This is a genomic window from Nonomuraea sp. NPDC003707 (genome assembly GCF_053587055.1).
Genome location: NZ_JBSFNK010000031.1, coordinates 61,695 through 78,277, shown reverse-complemented (window position 1 = coordinate 78,277; position 16,583 = coordinate 61,695). Strand labels below are relative to the sequence as shown.

Sequence of the window (16,583 nt, the reverse complement as noted above, 5' to 3'; positions counted from 1 at the left end):
CACGGGAGGGAAGCACGTGAAGCTCGTGATCTTCGGGGCCAACGGCCCGACAGGGCGGCTCGCCACCGCCCAGGCACTGGCCGAGGGCCACACCGTCACCGCCGTCACCCGGCATCCGGAGGCGTTCCTCCTCGGCGATCCCGCGCTGGACGTCGCGAAGGCGGACGCCTTGGACCCCGAGGCGGTGGACCGGGTGGTGGCCGGGCACGAGGCGGTAATCTCGACGCTCGGCGTCCCCTACGGCTCCGAGGTGCCCACCCCGTTCTCCCGGTCCGCCGCGAACATCGTCGCGGCCATGGCCGCGCACGGCGTCCGGCGCCTGGTCTGCGTGACCTCGACCGGCGTGCCGATGAAACCCCCGCCCGGCGAGACCCTCGTCTACCGCAAGGTGATCGTGCCCATGCTCCTCAGAATGGGCCGCCCCCTGTACGAGGACGCCGCCCGCATGGAAGAGCTCCTGGCCCGGACCGACCTCGACTGGACCGTCCTCCGCCCCTCCGGCCTGTTCGACGGCGACGCGGTCACCGGCTACACCGTCGGCCCGCCGCAGATGGTCGGCCGGTTCACCGCACGCCGCGACCTGGCCGACGCGCTCATCCGCGAGGCCGTCGAGGATCGCAACATCCGCTCCGTCGTCGAGGTCATCACCACCGAGGGCACGCCGAGCGTCTACCGCGTGTTCCTGAAGGAAGCACTCCGCATCGGCAGCGCCTGATGGCCGGGTACACCACCGACCCCTCGGGAGTGCTGCGCGACGTCCACGAGCGGCGTCACGGCCCAGCCGTTTCACCTCATACACCGTCGGGATGACCCGGCAGTGCGGGGCGTGCGCCTTGATCTGCCGAGCCGGCGTGAGCACCGCCTCGCATTGCGGGCGCACCTTTGAATTGGTCCTCAATTGGGTTGCAGGATCGGACCTTATCGAGGGTACCGATTCCTGCCAGGCTGAGTGGCATGACGACGACAGCAGCTCGCTTCGACGGCCAGGTGCTCGCGCCTGGCGACGCCGGCTATGACACCGCCCGTACCGTCTGGAACGCCATGATCGACCGGCGTCCACGCATGATCGTCCGCGCGGCGGGCGCCGCCGACGTGGTCGCCGCCGTGCGGATGGCCCGCGAACTGGACCTCGAGATCGGCGTGCGCTGCGGTGGCCACAACGCCGCCGGCTTCGCCGTGCCTGACGGTGGTCTCATGATCGACCTGACGCCCATGGGTGGCGTGCGGGTCGACCCGGCCCGTCGCCGGGCCCGGGTGCAGGGTGGCGCCCTGCTCGGCGCGCTGGACCGGGCGTCCCAGGCGTACGGCCTGGCCACCACCGCCGGCAACGTCTCACACACCGGCGTCGGCGGGCTCACGCTCGGCGGCGGCATGGGCTGGCTGGCCCGCCAGTACGGCCTGGCCTGCGACAACGTCGTCTCCTGCACGATGGTCACCGCCGAGGGCGACGTGGTGACCGCGAGCCGTACCGAGAACCCCGACCTGTTCTGGGGCCTGCGCGGCGGTGGTGGCAACTTCGGCATCGTCACCGAGTTCGAGTTCCAGTTGCATCACGCCGGCACGCGGACGCTGGTCGCCGAGTTCGACTTCCGCGCCGAGGACGCCGTCCCGGTCATCGAGGGCTGGCGCGACCTGAACGCCGTCGCGCCTCGGCAGGCGACGTTCACCGCCGGTGTCAGCAGCGCTCCCTCTGGCCCGATCGCCACGCTGGGGTTCGTGTGGGTCGGCGACCCGGCCGAGGGCCGCCGGCTGCTCCCCGCGATGCGGGCGCTCGGGCGTCCCGTTGCCTCCCGCGTCACCACACCGTCGTACCTCGAACTTCAGCAACGCGAGGACTCCACCGGCGGCCACGCATACCGCCGCTATTCCAAGGGGCACTACCTGCGGAGCTTTCCCATCGCGGCGATCGAGGCGTTTTTGCTGCGGGGCGGCTCCGACCTGAGCGCGAGCCTGGACCTGCCGGGCGTCGGCCTGCAGGCGCACGGCGGCGCGATCGCCGATGTCCCGGAAGCAGAGGCGGCGTTCAGCCACCGCGGCACGATGTTCGAGTTCGGTGCCGGCTCCCGCTGGACCGACCCGGTCGAGGACGACGCCAGGATGGGTGCCGCCCGCGCCGCCGGTGCCTCGCTCGAGCCGTACGCCAGCGGGATCTACGTCAACTCGTTGACGGCCGACGAACTGGCCGATGGGCAGCGCGGCGTGCGGCGGGCGTACTCGGCCGCAAAGCTGGCCCGGCTGACCGCGGTGAAGACCGCGTACGACCCGGCGAACGTGTTCCACCTGAACCAGAACATCCGTCCGGCACTGTGACGGGCCGCGTCAGGATCCCCGTACCTCCCGGATGGCCGTCGCCAGCAGCGCGACCCCCTCGGCGATGGCGCTCTCGCTGAGGATGGCGTAGCCGAAGATCAGGCCACCGGGCCCGGCGCCGGCGATCCGGAACGGCCCGACGCCCTGGATGCCGAGCCCGTGCCGGGCGGCTGCCGCCACCACCGCCGCCTCGTCGAGGTCGGGCGGGAGCCAGGCGACCACGTGCTGCCCGGCGGCGATCCCGGCCAGTCGCAGATCCGGCAGATGGGTACGCAGCGCGTCCAGCAGCGCGTCGCGGCGGCGCCGGTACACCGGACGCATCCGGCGCAGGTGACGGTCGAACTCGCCGCGGCCGAGAAAGTCGGCGAACGTCAGCTGGTCGATGACCGACGAACCGCGGTCGGCGAGCAGCTTTGCCGCGGCGACGTCGTCGACCAGTTGGGGAGGCACCACCATCCAGCCGAGCCGCAACCCCGGCGCGAGCGTCTTGCTGGCCGTGCCGCAGTAGACGACGTGATCGGGCGCCAGGCCCTGCATGGCGCCCACCGGAGACCGGTCGTAGCGGTACTCCGCGTCGTAGTCGTCTTCGACCACGATCGCGCCGCGGCGCCTCGCCCAGCGGATCACCTCGGCCCTCGCCGCCGCCGACAGCACCCCGCCGGTTGGCCACTGGTGCGATGGCGTGAGGACCAGCGCGTCGGCGTCGGCCAGGTCGAGGGCGTCGACCTGAACGCCGTCCGGACCCACCGGGATGCCGACCACGTCCAGTCCCGCGGCCCCGGCCAGCACCCGGGCATCGTCGTCGGACGACGGGTCCTCCAGGGCGATCCGCCTTGCGCCGCGCCGTGCGAGCACCTGGATCAGCAGCGAGATGCCCTGCCCGTAGCCGTTGCAGATGACCACGTTGCCGGGGACGGCCAGCGTGCCGCGTACCCGGTTGAGATAGTCGCACAGGGCCTGGCGCAGTTCCGGTACGCCGTGCCCGTCGAGGTAGGCGAACCGATCGTTGGGTGTGGTGGTGAGCACGGTACGAACCGAGCGCAGCCAGGCGGTCCGCGGGAACTGCGACACGTCGGTACGCCCGTACCCGAAGTCGACCCTGAAGCCGAGGCTGCGGGCGGCCGGCTGCGCCGTCGAAGCCGCCGTCGAAGCCGCGGAGCCCGGGTCGGCGGCGGCCGGCGGCATCGACGCGGCGACCTGGGTGTAACCGCCCGATCGGCTGGCAAGGTAACCCTCGGCCACGAGCTGCTGGTAGGCCTCCACGACCACCCCGCGGGAGACCCCGAGCCCGGCCGCGAGAGTGCGGGTGGGTGGCAGCGACGTACCCGCTCGCAACCGACCGGCCCGGACGCTCGCGCGGATGGACGCCTCGATCTGCCGGTGCAGTGGCACCCCGGCGTCGCGGTCCAGTTCGATGAGCAAGTCCTCGGCCAGCCCGGAATTGGTCCTCAATCGCCCCACAGGATCGGACGTTACCGGCGTGTACCAATTCCTGCCAAGCCGAGTGACCTGCCGGGTTCCTCGGTGGTGAGGCCTTGAGCTCAAGTCGGCTTGAACTTCTACGGTTGGCTCGTCGTGATGGCGCGCTCATCGAAGGAGATTGCGCAAGTGGACGTGAGAAGCGGGCGGCCGATGCTGTCGGGCGGATCGCTGGGAGACCGCTACGGCCGTAAGCGGATGTTCCAGCCGTACCCGATGGTGGCCCGCAGCGGGTGGCTACACTCTGCGGATGATCATGAGCGAAACGATCCCCACCGATTCCCCGATCCGCGACCTCTCCGTTGTACGCCACGAGGGCAGCTCCCTGATCGTCTGCGCGGACAGGTGGGGCGGGGTGTGGACGTGGTCTCCGTCGACCGGCGAATGGTCGGGGCATTCCCTGCCGTACGCGCACGCGGGGGATCCGATCGTGGCACAGTTCCCCGATGCCGCGAACGTCATCGACATGGTCGCCGCGCTCTCCGTTGACGGCAGGCTCCTCCTGGCGGCCGGCGGGGACGAGCAGGAGCCGGCTCTGTGGGATCTCGGCAGCGGTGAGCTCCTGTGGCGGACGCCGCTCAACGGCGCCTACCTCGCCGATGTCATCGCGCTCGACAACCGGTTCGTCACCGCGCAGCAGTATTCCGAGGAGGTACGGCTCTGGTCGCCGGACGGCACGGACACCCTGCTTGACGAAGTGGGCCAGTTGTCCTGCCTGGGGACGGCACAGGTCGGCAGCCGCCGTCTGATCCTGGCGGGCGGGTCGGGAGCTCATGTGTGGGACGCCGCGAGCCTCACCGAGCTCGGCTCGTTCTACCCGTACGAGGGGCGGGTGTGGGCCGTGACCGCCTGCGCTCTCGCAGAGCGCACGGCGATCGTCGCGGTCACCGAGAAGGGCGAACTGTACGCCTGGGCCCTTGACGCCGAACCGGACGAGCCGCTGTACGGACCGGTCTCTGCCTCGGGCGGGGCTCTGGAGACAGTGGCGATGATGACGGTGAACGGGCGGCCGCTGGTGGTGACCCCGACCCAGGACTCGCTGCGCCTGTGGGACGCCACCGACGGGACCGAGGTCGGCCACGTCGACGCGCACGGGCACGGCATCACGACGATGGAGCCGGCGATCGTCGACGGCCGGTGCGTGCTCGTCACCTCCGGGGGCGACGGAGTCCTGCGGATCTGGAACGAGTCCGACCTCGCGCCCCCGGCGCTTTGACACCCCTTAGGGTAACCGCTATCTATTGGCTAACCGTTAGGGGGATGGATTGCTGGCAATGGCCGAGGAGCCGTCGCACGGGTACCGCTCACATACTCGGCGCGAGGCCGACCGCAGCGGCGCCGGGGAAAGCCCGCGCAGGAGGCGGCGCCGCGCCACCCCCCAGGCGACGGTGCCAGGTGGTGACGGGTTACGGAGCTCCGGCGGCCAGGGACGAGGCGGGCCGGGCGGCGAAGGTCCCGGGGGAGGGCCGGACGAGGACGGCGACCGGCCGCGCCGGACCGGCTGGAAGCGGTTCATCCCCAGCTGGAAGGTCGTGGTCCTCGCCTGCACGGTGCTGGCGGTGGGTCTCTTCGGCATGATCATGGTGGCGTACGGCAACACCCCGCTGCCTCTGGCGACCCAGCAGAAGGCAACCGAGCAGGGCAGCGTCATCTACTACCGGGACGGCAAGACCGAGATCGCCCGGCTCGGCACCAAGCGCGAGATCGTCCCGATCACCAAGATCCCGCGGCATGTCCAGGACGCCTTCATCGCCGCCGAGAACCGCACGTTCCGCACCGACCCGGGCATCTCGGTGTCCGGCATCACGCGGGCGGCGTGGAGCACCCTGACCGGCCAGCAGGTCCAGGGCGGCTCGACGATCACGCAGGAGATGGCGCGGGCCTACTACGACGGCCTCAGCCAGGAGCGGACCATTCAGCGGAAGGTCAAGGAGATCTTCGTCTCGATCCGCGCGAGCAAGGAGATGTCGAAGGACGAGATCCTCGCCAACTACCTCAACACCATCTATTTCGGCCGCAGTGCGGACGGCATCCAGGCCGCTGCCCAGGCGTTCTTCGACAAGGACGTCGACAAGCTGACCCCCGCCGAGGCGGCCTACCTGGCGGGCCGGATCCAGAACCCGGTCGTCTTCGACAAGACGGAGGCCAAGAAGAACTGGGCGCCGACCCGGGAGCGGTTCGCGTACGTCATCGGCGGCATGGCGATCGTCGACCCGGCGAAGTACGGGCAGCTGCCCAAGAGGGCGAAGTTCCCCAAACTCGCCAAGCTCGACAAGAAAGAGACCCTCAAGGGCATCAACGGCTACATGGTCGACATCGCGCAGCGTGAGCTGGAGCAGCGGGGGATCTCCAGGGAAAGCCTGCGCAGCGGCGGTTTCCGGGTCACGACGACGTTCGACAGGAAGCTCATGCAGGCCGCGAAGAATGCGGTGGAGAGCAACCTCGCCACCGTCCACGACAAGCACATCCGCGCGAACATGGCCGCCGTGGACCCGCGCAACGGCCGGGTGATCGCGTTCTACAGCGGCCGCGACTACCTGAAGAGCTTCACCAACAACGCCTTCGACGCCTACAAGCAGGCCGCGTCGGCGTTCAAGCCGTACGTGCTGGCCGCCTGGCTCGAGAACGGCTACAGCCTCAAGAGCTACGTGTCCGGCAACGGCCCGGTCACGCTGCCGGGCACCAAGCCGATCGGCAACTCGCACGACGTGGGCGCGGCCGTGCAGATCGACCGGGCCACCGCCGAGTCGGTGAACACGGCGTTCGCCACGATGGCGCAGGAGGTCGGCCTGAAAGAGGTCGAGAGGATCGCCGGGGACGCCGGGATCAACAAGAAGAATCTGGACCAGGCCGTCAAGGACCACGCGTTCGGCATGTCCATCGGCGCCGGCCTGGTCACCCCGGTCGAGCAGGCCGACGGGTACGGCATCTTCGCCAACGGCGGCGTCCACCACGACGCGCACGTGGTCGTCTCGGTCAAGACGTTCAAGGGGATGACCGTCATGGAGGAGGCCGGCGTGCCCAAAACAGTCATCAGCCCGGACAGCGCCGCGGACGCGACCTACGCGATGCAGCAGGTGGTCAAGTCCGGCACCGCCAGGGGCACCTCGCTGCCCGGCGGGCGTCCGATCGCGGGCAAGACCGGCACCAACAACGAGAACAAGGAAGCCTGGTTCGTCGGATACACCCCGCAGCTCTCCGCGGCCGTCGGGATGTACAAGGAGGTCCCGCGGACGGACCCGAAGACCAAGAAGGTCATCAAGGACGCCAACGGCTACCCCCTGCCCAAGGAGGTCTCCCTGGGCAACATCCAGGGCGCCGGGACACCTACCAAGATCTGGCGTGACTTCATGACGATCGCGATGGACGGCAAACCGGTCGAGCCGTTCCCGGCGCCGACCTTCGGCGGCCGGCAGCACGACCTGGTGCGGAAGCCGACGCCCAAGCCGACCGAGGAGCCGTCCACCGACGACGACGTCGGCGACGACCCGTTCGAGGACGGCGATCCCCTCGAAGGGGACGACGTCACCACCGGGTTCCGGCTCAGGAAGCCTTAGGAGGGAGGGAAGTGCAAGACGCAGTGCTGGCGATGCTCGCCAAGGAGGCGTCGCACGGCTACCACCTGCACGCCCGGCTGCGGCAGAGTCTCGGCCCGCTGGGCGAGTCGATGAACCGCGGTCAGATCTATGTGACGCTGGCCCGGCTGGAAAAAGCGGGGCTCGTGGTCTGCGAGCGGGCCGACGGCCTTCCCGAGCGGCCGGACCGCAAGGTCTATGCGCTGACGCCGGCCGGGCAGCAGCGGGTGGCCGCGTGGCTGGCCGAGGTGGGCTGGCCGAAACCGGACCTGGCGGAGTTTCACCTCAAGCTCGTCGCGGCCGCCGCGGCCCGGCTGGCCGACCCGGTCGAGCTGGTCGCGGCGCAGCGCCGCGAGCTGCTGCGCCGCTTGAACGAGACGCAGCACGCGGCGCTGGCCGAGCCGGCGGGCTCGGGCGCCGGCCTGCTGCTGGAAGGGATCATGCTGCGGCTGCAGGCGGACCTGCGCTGGCTGGCGGCCTGCGAGCGAGCCTGGTCCAGGATCGACGACAAGGTTGAGGACGCATGAGCGAGTCGAGTCCCGTGGTCGGTGTCCGCGGCCTGGTGAAACATCACGGTCAGGGGCAGGGCCGGGTCCGCGCGGTCGACGACGTCGACCTGGAGGTGCCCCAGGGGCAGATGCTGGCGGTGATGGGCCCCAGCGGCTGCGGGAAGTCCACCCTGCTCCACCTGCTCGGCGGCCTGGAGCGGCCCAGCGACGGGGAGGTGTGGCTGGCCGGCCGGCGCATCGACACCCTGAGCGAGCGGGCTCTGGCGCGGCTGCGGCGCCGGTCGGTGGGGTTCGTCTTCCAGGCCTTCCATCTGGTGGAGGAGCTGTCGGCGGCCGAGAACGTGGAGCTGCCCGTACTGCTGGCCGGGCGCTCGCGGCGCGAGGCCAGGCGGCGCACGGGCCTGCTGCTGGAACGGGTCGGGCTCACCGACCGTGCCCGGCATCTGCCGTCGCAGCTGTCGGGCGGGCAACGCCAGCGGATCGCCATCGCCCGCGCGCTGGCCAACGACCCGCTGGTCGTCCTGGCCGACGAGCCGACCGGCAACCTCGACACCGCGGCGACACTCGACGTGCTGAGGATCTTCGAGGACCTGCGTTCGGCGGGGCAGACCCTCGTGATCGTCACGCACGACGAGCGGGTCGCGGCCACCGCGGACCGGCTGATCTCGATGCGCGACGGGATGTTCGTCGACGACACCCGGATGGCCGGCACGGGCACCGGCACCGGGTGGCTCGGCGGCCTGATCGGGCTGGAGGGCTGAACGGCATGGGCTCCATCGTCCTCGTCGTGCGTCTGGTGCTGGCTGACGTGCGGCGGCATCGGGTCCAGGCCGTGATGCTCCTGCTCGCGGTGACCGTGGCCACCGCCACGATGGCACTGGGCCTGTCCCTGCGCGGCGTGAGCGACGCGCTGTACGTGCAGACCCGCGCGGCCACCGCCGGGCCGGACGTGGTGGTGCTCTCCGGCGAGACGGGCCCCTCCGTGACCCCGACCCTGGTCTCGCTGACGGACACTCCCGAAGTGGTCGCCCACCATGGCCCTTATCGCATCGTCTACGCCAACCTCACCACGCGTGATTCCACGTCGTCCCCAGTGGTGGTGCAGGGCTTCGCCGAGAAGCCCGGCGCGGTCAACCGGCCCCTGATGACCTCGGGTCAGTGGGTCCGCTCCGGCGGCACGGTCCTCGAACGCGGCTTCGCCACCGCGCTGGGCGTCGGCGTCGGCGACCACGTCACCATCGCCGGCCGGTCGTACCCCGTCATCGGGATCGCCGTCAGCGCGGCCACCTCCATCTACCCCTGGGCGGCGCAGATCGGCCCGGGCGGCGGCCCCAGCGACTACAGCGGCCTGGCCTGGATGACCCGATCGGACGCCCGGACACTGGCGTCGTCCCAAGACCTCCCGGTGACCACGGCCATGGACCTCAAGCTGCGCGACCCCGCCGCCACCGAGGCCTTCATCGACGCCCGCAGTGTGCCCACCCTCAGGGTCAACTTCCACTCCTGGCAGTTCACCGCGCAACAGGACATGGTCATCCTCAGGAACAGCCAGCCGATCCTGGTCGTCGGTAGCTGGCTGCTCAGTTTCCTGGCCATCACCGGAGTGGCGGCACTGGCGACGGGACGCGCCGTCGAGCAGACGCGCCGGGCCGGGCTGCTCAAGGCCGTCGGTGCCACCCCGGGCCTGATCGCCGCCGTCCTGTTCACCGAGTACCTGGTGCTGGCGCTGGTCGGCGACGTGCTGGGGCTGGTGATCGCCCGCCTGACCGTGCCCGCCATCGCCAGCCCCACCGCCAGCCGGATCGGCGAAGCGGTCGGACCCGGCGGCGCCACCGTCGCCACGGCGACCGTCCTCGCCGTGGCGGTGGCGGTGCTGTCCACGCTGCGTCCCACCCTGCGGGCCATGCGTACGGCGACCGTCACGGCGCTGTCCGCCACCGCGCACCAGCCCCGTCACCGGCCCTGGCTCACCGCGCTGTCAGCGCTGCTGCCCACGCCGCTGCTGCTCGGGCTGCGGCTGACCGCGCGCCGGCCGGGCCGCGCCGTGCTGCAGGCGTGCTCCACCGCCACCACAATGATCGCGATCGTCGCCCTGCTGACCCTCTACGTCCAATCGGAGAGGGGTTACGGCCTCAACGGCTCCTCCGCCCTGCCCAACCTGCGGGGCGAGCACGACCGCCGGCTGATGCTCGCCGTCGCCATCCTGCTGATCGCACTCGCCGTCGTGAACACCATCACGCTCACCTGGACCACGGCGATGGACGCCCGAGCGAACATGGCCATCGCCCGCACCCTCGGCGCCACCCCGGGACAGATCTCCGCGGGGCTGTCCGCCGCCCAGCTCCTGCCCGCCCTGCTCGGCGCGCTCGCCGGCGTCCCCCTGGGCATCGGCCTGTTCGGGCTCTTCAGCGTCGGGAACACGATCACACCCCCCGTCTCCTGGATGCTGGCGGCCGCACTCGTGATCGTCCTGGCAACGGCGGCACTCACCGCCGTACCCGCACGCTGGGCGGCCCGTCGGCCCGTGGCACAGACCCTCAGCGCCGAAACGGCCTGACCAGAGGGTTGTCGCGCAGCCAGGTCAGGACCTGGCCGGCGTGCTCGTCCGGCGGGAAGATCGGGTAGAAGACGTGCTCGATCACGCCGTCGCGGATGATCAGAGTCAGCCGCTTGTACAGCGTCCGCCCGCCGGTCTCGAACGTGGGCAGACCGAGCGACTGGGCCAGGCTCCGCGCAGGGTCGGAGAGCATCTGGAACGGCAGGTGGAGCCGCTCGACGACCTCGCGCTGATAGTCGGTGTCCTGGCTCGACAGGCCGAACACGCCGGCCGCGCCGGCGGCGAGCAGGTCCTGATGGTGGTCGCGGAAGCCGCAGGCCTCGGGGGTGCAGCCACGCGCTCCGGGGATCGAGTCCCAGCCGTCGGGCAGGTCGGTGCCCGGGCGGCCGGTGAGCGGGTAGATGTAGAGCACCGTCCGGCCCGCGCCGAGCGCGTCAAGGCGGATCGTCGCGCCGCCGGTGCCCTGGAATTCCAGGGGCGGCACCTTCATGCCCGGCAGATGGGCGGCCGCGCCGTCGTCCTCAGGAACGGGCAGGTCAGCGGGCAGGCTCGCGTAGTCGGTCATCGGGTCCTCTCCTTCGGTGGCCGGTGAGACGCGGCTGTTGCGGTGGGCGGCCTCCTCCAGGTGCCCGATCAGAACAGCCCGGCGGGCGGTGAGTCCCTCGATCCGCTGCGTGAGCTCGGCGATCGCGTCCCGGTACCCGGCCAGCGAGGCCGGGCAGTCGTCGGCGTGCCGGTGGCCGGCCGTGAGGCAGTCCAGGAACGGCCGGGTGCGCTCGACGGGGATCCCGAGGTTGCCGAGCGCCCTGATCTCCCGCGTGAGTCGTACGTCGTGCTCGTCGTAGTCCCGGTAGCCGTTGGCCAGCCGCTCGGGCGCGAGGAGTCCCAGCGATTCGTAGTAACGCACCGCTTTTGTCGTCACGCCCGCCCGACGGGCCAGCTCGCTGATCCGCATGCCTCTCACCTCGAAGAACGGTAAACCCTGCCCTTAAGGGTAAGGTCAAGCCGGGCCGAGGACGTCTCTGGGGCCGCGCGGGCGCCCGCCTCCCCTCGCGCTCTATGCCGACGCCTTGACGGCCGAGCCCGCCGCGGCGCGCTCCCGGGTGACGCGGCGGCGCCGGGTCGGCAGCCCGAGCGTCGGGTTGGCGACGCCCCAGGCGGCGCTCTTGCAGATCAGTTCCTTGTAGACGGCGGCGAGCCGGCCGGTCAGGACCGCCTGCACGGCGCGGTCGTCGGCGGTGACGTACTGGATCAAGCCCTCCTTGCGGCCCAGCGAGATGCACTGGTTGAAGTAGCGGATCGACACGTTCGGGAGCTTCCCGCCGGTCAGGCGCGCCGCGATCGCGTCGGCGGCCTGCCACGCGGTCGGAGTACCCGAGGCGCACGACATGCGCAGCGGCTTGTCGCCGGGGCCCATCACCATGGCCGCGTCGCCGATGGCGTACACGTCCGGGTGCGAGACCGAGCGCATGGTCCCGTCGACCACGATCTGGCCGCTGCCGGTGACCTCCAGGGCGGTCGCCTTCGCGATCGGGTGGACTGCGAAGCCGGCGGTCCACACGGTGACCGCGGCCGGGATGGCCGTGCCGTCGGCGGTGGTGACGCGGTCGGCTTCGACGCCGGTGACGGCGGCGTGCTCGTACGCGGTGATCCCGAGCTTGCCGAAGACCTTGCGCAGGTGCTCGCGGCCCTTGGGGGAGAGCCAGTCGCCGAGGCCGTCCCGGGCGGCGAGGGCGACGTCGAGGTCAGGGCGGGCCTCGGCGATCTCGGTCGCGGCCTCCACACCGGTGAGACCGCCGCCGACGACGACCACGCTCTGCCCGGCGTCGAGGCGGGCCAGGCGCTCGCGCAGCCGGAGCGCTCCGGGGCGGCTGGCGATCTCATGGGCGTGCTCGGCGGTCCCGGGGACGCCTTGGGCGTTCCAGCGGCTGCCGAGGGCGTAGACGAGCGTGTCGTAGGGGAGCTGTCCGGCGCCGTTCGCGTCGATGACGGCGACGGTCTTGCGGTCGACGTCGACGCCGGTGACCTGCGCGAGCCGGACTTCGACGCCGGTGCCCGCGAACATCTCGCTGAACGGTCGGGGCTTGAGGTCCTGGCCGGTCGCCACCTGGTGCATGCGGACGCGTTCGACGAAGTCGGGCTCGGCGTTGACGAGGGTGATGGCGACGTCCTCGCGGTGGAGCCGCTTGGCGAGGCGGCCGGCGGCGGCGGCTCCGGTGTATCCGGCCCCGAGGACGACGATGCGGTGCTGCATTTCCTGCTCCTGTCTGGTGCGGTTGCCTCTTGAACCGGGCAGCCCGCCGTTTCCTGACAGGAACGGGATGTGAAGCACCTCACATATCGAACAGGGGCTCCCCGTGGTCGGCGGCCGCCCATTGCGCGGTCGCGCGTTCGAGCTTGTCGGGGTTGACCTGGTTGCGGAACGCGGTGATGCCCTCGGCGGTGACCTCCAGGCACATGATGCCCACGACCCGGCCGTCCACGACGGCCACCACGGCGGGGTCGCCGTTGACGATCCAGGCGTAGATCTCGGGCGACCCGCCGACCAGGGTGCGCTTGGCCTCGGCGGGTTTGAACAGGCCCCGCAGGAACTTCGCGACCGCGACAGCGCCCTCGAACGCCTTGGTGCGGGCCGGGATCTTCCCGCCGCCGTCGCCGACCGAGATGGCGTCCGCGGTGAGCAGGCGTACGAGCGGCTCGGTCCGGCCGCTGGTGGCGGCCGCCAGGAACTCCTCGACGATCCGCCGGGCGGCGGCCGCGTCGATCTCGGTACGGGCCTTGCCGTCCGCGACGTGCTTCTTGGCGCGGTGAAAGATCTGCTGGCTGGCGGCCTCGGTGAGGTCGAGGATCTCGGCGATCTCCCGGTGCGGGTAGTCGAAGGCCTCCCGCAGCACGTACACCGCCCGCTCGTTGGGGGAGAGGCGCTCCATGAGGGTGAGGACCGCGTACGAGACCGAGTCGCGCTGCTCGGCGGTGTCGGCCGGGCCGAGCATCGGGTCCCCGGCGAGCAGCGGCTCGGGAAGCCATCGGCCCACGTAGGTCTCGCGGCGCGCCCGCGCGGAGGTGAGCTGGTTGAGGCACAGGTTGGTGAGGACCTTCGTCAGCCAGGCCTCGTGAACCTCGATGCGGTCGACGTCGGCGGCCTGCCAGCGCAGGAACGTCTCCTGCACGGCGTCCTCGGCCTCCGAGGCGGAGCCGAGGAGGCGGTAGGCGATGGCCTCCAGGCGCGGCCTGGACGCCTCGAACCGGTCGACGTCGTCCAGAGTCAAGGGCATGGCGCGATCCTAGCCCGCGCGGCGCGAACCGGCCGCCGCCGCACTCGGCCATGGGCGGGCCCCGGCCCGGATCGAACGATCCTGGACCGGGGTTCGCCCGTCGATCAGCTCGACATGCTCGCGAACATGCCGGGCTCGTAGGAGCCTCCCTGGGTGCGCACGATCACGCCAAGCCGGTTGGCCGCGTTGATCATGGCGACCAGGTAGACCAGCGCGGTGATCTGGTCGTCGTCGTAGTGCTTGCGCACCTGCGCCCAGGTCTCGTCGGACACCCCCTGGTAGGCGTCGGCGAGCCGGGTGCCCTCCTCGGCGAGCGCCAGCGCGGCCCGCTCGGCCTCGGAGAACACGGTGGACTCGCGCCAGGCGGCGACCAGGCTGAGCCGCACCGCGCTTTCCCCGGCGGCCGCGGCATCCTTGGAGTGGTAGTCGACGCAGAAGCCGCAGCCGTTGATCTGGCTGGCACGCAGCATCACCAGGTCCTGGGTGGGCTTGGGCAGCGTCGACTGCTCGATCGCCAAGCTGACGTTGTAGAACCGCTTGCCGAGCTTGGCGCCGAACTCGTTGGCGTTCAGGTTCATACGGGGTTCCATGACTTCGTCCTCAGTTGTGGAGCTGCACGCCGCGCGGATCGTTCGCGCGGCGTCCTGACGGCATGGAGATGCCGGCCACCCGTTCTCTGTGACAACTCGACGATGTGACGTGCGCCACCGAGCCTGGGTGTCACAAAGCGCCCGGAACCGGCGTCAGGTGCATAGAGTTCCTCCATCGACGAGGAGGAATGGGATGTCATATCCGGACGCTCGCTACCTGGGTGACAAGGGAGAGGTCACCGGCAGGCTCCACACGGCGGACACCGCGCCGGACCTGTTGATCGGCGGGCGTACGAGGGTGCACTACCTGGCCACCGGCGCGAGTACCGGCGGCCAGTACGGGCTCTACCGGTGGGAGATGGGCGCCGAGCCGTCCGGGGGAGGGCCTCACTTTCACCGGACCTTCTCCGAGTCCTTCTTCGTCCTGAACGGGACGGTCAGCCTGTACAACGGGGAAAGCTGGGCCGACGGCACCCCAGGTGACTTCCTCCATGTCCCTCCGGGCGGGATTCACGCGTTCCGCAACTCGGACGGGCCGGCCACGATGCTGGTGCTGTTCGCCCCTGGCGCTCCTCGCGAGGCCTACTTCGAGGAGTTGGCCGAGATCGTGGCGAGCGGGCGGCAACTCGGCGAGGAGGAGTGGACCGACCTCTACGGCCGCCACGACCAGTACATGGTCTTGTCCCAGTAGCCCTGGTGATTCCCGTCGCCTCGGTGAGTCAGCGCAGGTCGGCGGCTACATCGTTGGATTCACGGCTGTCGGAACCCCGGGGCCGTGGCCGCGGACCTCGCGCGAGAACGTACACGAACAGGACCGCCATGACCGCTGCGCCCGCCCACATGGCCTGCTGCCACCCGGCGACAAAGGACTCTTGGGCGGCCCGGATCAGCGCCTGCGTCCCGACACCGCCCGCGAGGGCGTTGGCGACCCCCTCGCGGGCGGTGTCGGCGGCGGCGTCCGGCACTCCGCCGAGCCGGGAGTCGATGGCGCCGCGGTACCCGGCGGTCAGGACCGCTCCCAGCAGCGCGACACCGAGCGCCGTCCCGAACTCCCTGGTGACGTCGTTGAGCGCGGACGCGACACCTTGGCGCTCACGCGGCAAGGCGGTGGTGATGGCCTCGGTGGAGGGCGTCATCGTCAAACCCATGCCGAGTCCCATGGCGAGCATGCCGGGGAGGATCGACAGGTAGCCGCCGTCGACGGAGACGAAGGTGGCCATGAGGATCAGCCCCGCGCCGCCCAGGAAGATCCCTGAGGCCATCGTCGAACGGCTGCCGATGCGCGCGGCCACCTGCGGGGCGAGGCCGGAGGCGAACATCATCAGCAGCGCCATCGGCATGAGCGCCAGGGTGGAGCGAAGGCCGGACCAGCCGAGCACCGCCTGGAAGTACGGGAAGAGGACCACGAAGATCCCCGCCTGCACGCCGAAGACCGTCAAGAGCGACACGGAACCGCTCGCGAGACCACGTTCGCGGAACAGGCGGACGTCGAGAAGCGGTGCTTGCCGGCGCAGCTCCCATGCCACGAATCCGACAGCGGCGACGAGGCCGACGACAAGGCCCAGCAGCGTCGCGGGCGCGGCCCAGCCTCGTTCGGGGCCCTCGTGGAGGAAGAAGACGAGCCCGACCACCGCGACCGCGGACGACACCGAGCCTATGGCGTCGAACCCGTGCCCTGACGCCTCGCGCGAGTTCGGGACGGATCGCAGCGCCATGACGATGGCGACGACGACGAGCACGACCGGCAGGACGAACAGCCACCGCCAGCTCGCCAGGTCGACCAGGACTGCCGACAGGTACATCCCCAAGATGCCGCCACCGCCGGCGACGCCGGTCCACACGCCGATCGCCTTGGAACGTTCCTCCTCCGGAAAGGTCGAGGTGATGACGGCGAGGGTGGCCGGCATGATCATCGCTGCGCCCACGCCGCTCAGGAATCGCGCGGCGAGCATGATCCCGGACGACGTGGCCAGGCCGGCCGCCGCACTCGCTGCTCCAAACACGACCAGGCCGGCGAGCAGCACCGGCCTGCGGCCCCACCGGTCGCCCATCGCGCCGAGTGGCAGGAGCAACGCGGCCAGGCTGAGGGTGTAGATGTTGATGAACCACAAGACCTCGGTCTGCGAGGCGTCGAACGCGACGGTGAGCTCCGACTGGGCGACGTTCAGCCCGGACACCGAAGCGATGACCGCCATGAGCGCGATGCAGACCCCGGCCAGGATCGTACGTCGTTGCCGTGGGTCGTGGATGGTCGGGTCGGGTGCTCCCGGGTTCGTACTCATGCAATT

General features: G+C 70.8%; 14 protein-coding genes. 8 read left to right on the top strand and 6 right to left on the bottom strand.

Features of this window, described 5'->3' with window-relative positions:
- Positions 1 to 16: 16 nt before the first annotated feature.
- Complete coding sequence (locus ACWDRB_RS49925) at positions 17 to 715, top strand: NAD(P)-dependent oxidoreductase (RefSeq protein ID WP_449906844.1); 699 nt, start codon at positions 17 to 19, stop codon at positions 713 to 715.
- Positions 716 to 954: 239 nt separating this feature from the next.
- Positions 955 to 2,310: an FAD-binding oxidoreductase gene (locus ACWDRB_RS49920; RefSeq protein WP_449906841.1), complete on the top strand. Its 1,356-nt coding sequence runs from the start codon at positions 955 to 957 to the stop codon at positions 2,308 to 2,310.
- A 9-nt stretch (positions 2,311 to 2,319) separates the two neighbouring features.
- Here ACWDRB_RS49920 and pdxR read toward each other — a convergent pair whose 3' ends face one another.
- The gene (pdxR, locus tag ACWDRB_RS49915; protein ID WP_449906839.1) at positions 2,320 to 3,771 is read right to left on the bottom strand and encodes a MocR-like pyridoxine biosynthesis transcription factor PdxR; all 1,452 of its coding nucleotides are present in this window, start codon (positions 3,769 to 3,771) and stop codon (positions 2,320 to 2,322) included.
- A gap of 268 nt (positions 3,772 to 4,039) precedes the next feature.
- Here pdxR and ACWDRB_RS49910 point away from each other — a divergent pair, with 268 nt between their 5' ends.
- The 5 genes from ACWDRB_RS49910 to ACWDRB_RS49890 are packed head-to-tail and all read left to right on the top strand — an operon-like array spanning position 4,040 to position 10,430.
- Positions 4,040 to 5,005 carry a WD40 repeat domain-containing protein gene (locus tag ACWDRB_RS49910; protein ID WP_449906836.1) on the top strand — a complete coding sequence of 322 codons (966 nt, stop codon included), beginning with the start codon at positions 4,040 to 4,042 and terminating at the stop codon, positions 5,003 to 5,005.
- A 58-nt stretch (positions 5,006 to 5,063) separates the two neighbouring features.
- Positions 5,064 to 7,346 carry a transglycosylase domain-containing protein gene (locus ACWDRB_RS49905; protein WP_449906833.1) on the top strand — a complete coding sequence of 761 codons (2,283 nt, stop codon included), beginning with the start codon at positions 5,064 to 5,066 and terminating at the stop codon, positions 7,344 to 7,346.
- An 11-nt stretch (positions 7,347 to 7,357) separates the two neighbouring features.
- Positions 7,358 to 7,891 carry a PadR family transcriptional regulator gene (locus tag ACWDRB_RS49900; RefSeq protein ID WP_449906830.1) on the top strand — a complete coding sequence of 178 codons (534 nt, stop codon included), beginning with the start codon at positions 7,358 to 7,360 and terminating at the stop codon, positions 7,889 to 7,891.
- Entirely contained in the window at positions 7,888 to 8,634 is a 747-nt protein-coding gene (locus ACWDRB_RS49895; protein ID WP_355196348.1) for an ABC transporter ATP-binding protein, read from the top strand. The genes ACWDRB_RS49900 and ACWDRB_RS49895 overlap by 4 nt, the downstream gene beginning before the upstream one ends.
- 5 nt (positions 8,635 to 8,639) lie before the next feature.
- The gene (locus tag ACWDRB_RS49890) at positions 8,640 to 10,430 is read left to right on the top strand and encodes an FtsX-like permease family protein (protein ID WP_449906825.1); all 1,791 of its coding nucleotides are present in this window, start codon (positions 8,640 to 8,642) and stop codon (positions 10,428 to 10,430) included.
- Here the strand turns inward: ACWDRB_RS49890 and ACWDRB_RS49885 are convergent.
- The 4 genes from ACWDRB_RS49885 to ACWDRB_RS49870 all read right to left on the bottom strand — a co-directional run bounded on the left by ACWDRB_RS49885 (position 10,411) and on the right by ACWDRB_RS49870 (position 14,295).
- Entirely contained in the window at positions 10,411 to 11,385 is a 975-nt protein-coding gene (locus tag ACWDRB_RS49885; protein ID WP_449906823.1) for a redoxin family protein, read from the bottom strand. The two genes, ACWDRB_RS49890 and ACWDRB_RS49885, sit on opposite strands and share 20 nt — an antisense overlap.
- 102 nt (positions 11,386 to 11,487) lie before the next feature.
- The gene (locus tag ACWDRB_RS49880; RefSeq protein ID WP_449906820.1) at positions 11,488 to 12,684 is read right to left on the bottom strand and encodes an NAD(P)/FAD-dependent oxidoreductase; all 1,197 of its coding nucleotides are present in this window, start codon (positions 12,682 to 12,684) and stop codon (positions 11,488 to 11,490) included.
- A 79-nt stretch (positions 12,685 to 12,763) separates the two neighbouring features.
- Positions 12,764 to 13,705, bottom strand: coding sequence for an RNA polymerase sigma-70 factor (locus ACWDRB_RS49875; RefSeq protein WP_449906817.1), 942 nt, complete (start codon positions 13,703 to 13,705; stop codon positions 12,764 to 12,766).
- Between the two features lie 104 nt (positions 13,706 to 13,809).
- Complete coding sequence (locus ACWDRB_RS49870) at positions 13,810 to 14,295, bottom strand: carboxymuconolactone decarboxylase family protein (RefSeq protein WP_397370241.1); 486 nt, start codon at positions 14,293 to 14,295, stop codon at positions 13,810 to 13,812.
- A 193-nt stretch (positions 14,296 to 14,488) separates the two neighbouring features.
- Between ACWDRB_RS49870 and ACWDRB_RS49865 the strand changes: the two genes are divergently transcribed.
- On the top strand, positions 14,489 to 14,986 hold the full coding sequence (locus tag ACWDRB_RS49865) for a cupin domain-containing protein (RefSeq protein ID WP_449906814.1): 498 nt from the start codon (positions 14,489 to 14,491) through the stop codon (positions 14,984 to 14,986).
- A 28-nt stretch (positions 14,987 to 15,014) separates the two neighbouring features.
- Here the strand turns inward: ACWDRB_RS49865 and ACWDRB_RS49860 are convergent, their stop codons facing one another.
- Complete coding sequence (locus ACWDRB_RS49860; protein ID WP_449906812.1) at positions 15,015 to 16,577, bottom strand: MFS transporter; 1,563 nt, start codon at positions 16,575 to 16,577, stop codon at positions 15,015 to 15,017.
- Positions 16,578 to 16,583: the final 6 nt, after the last annotated feature.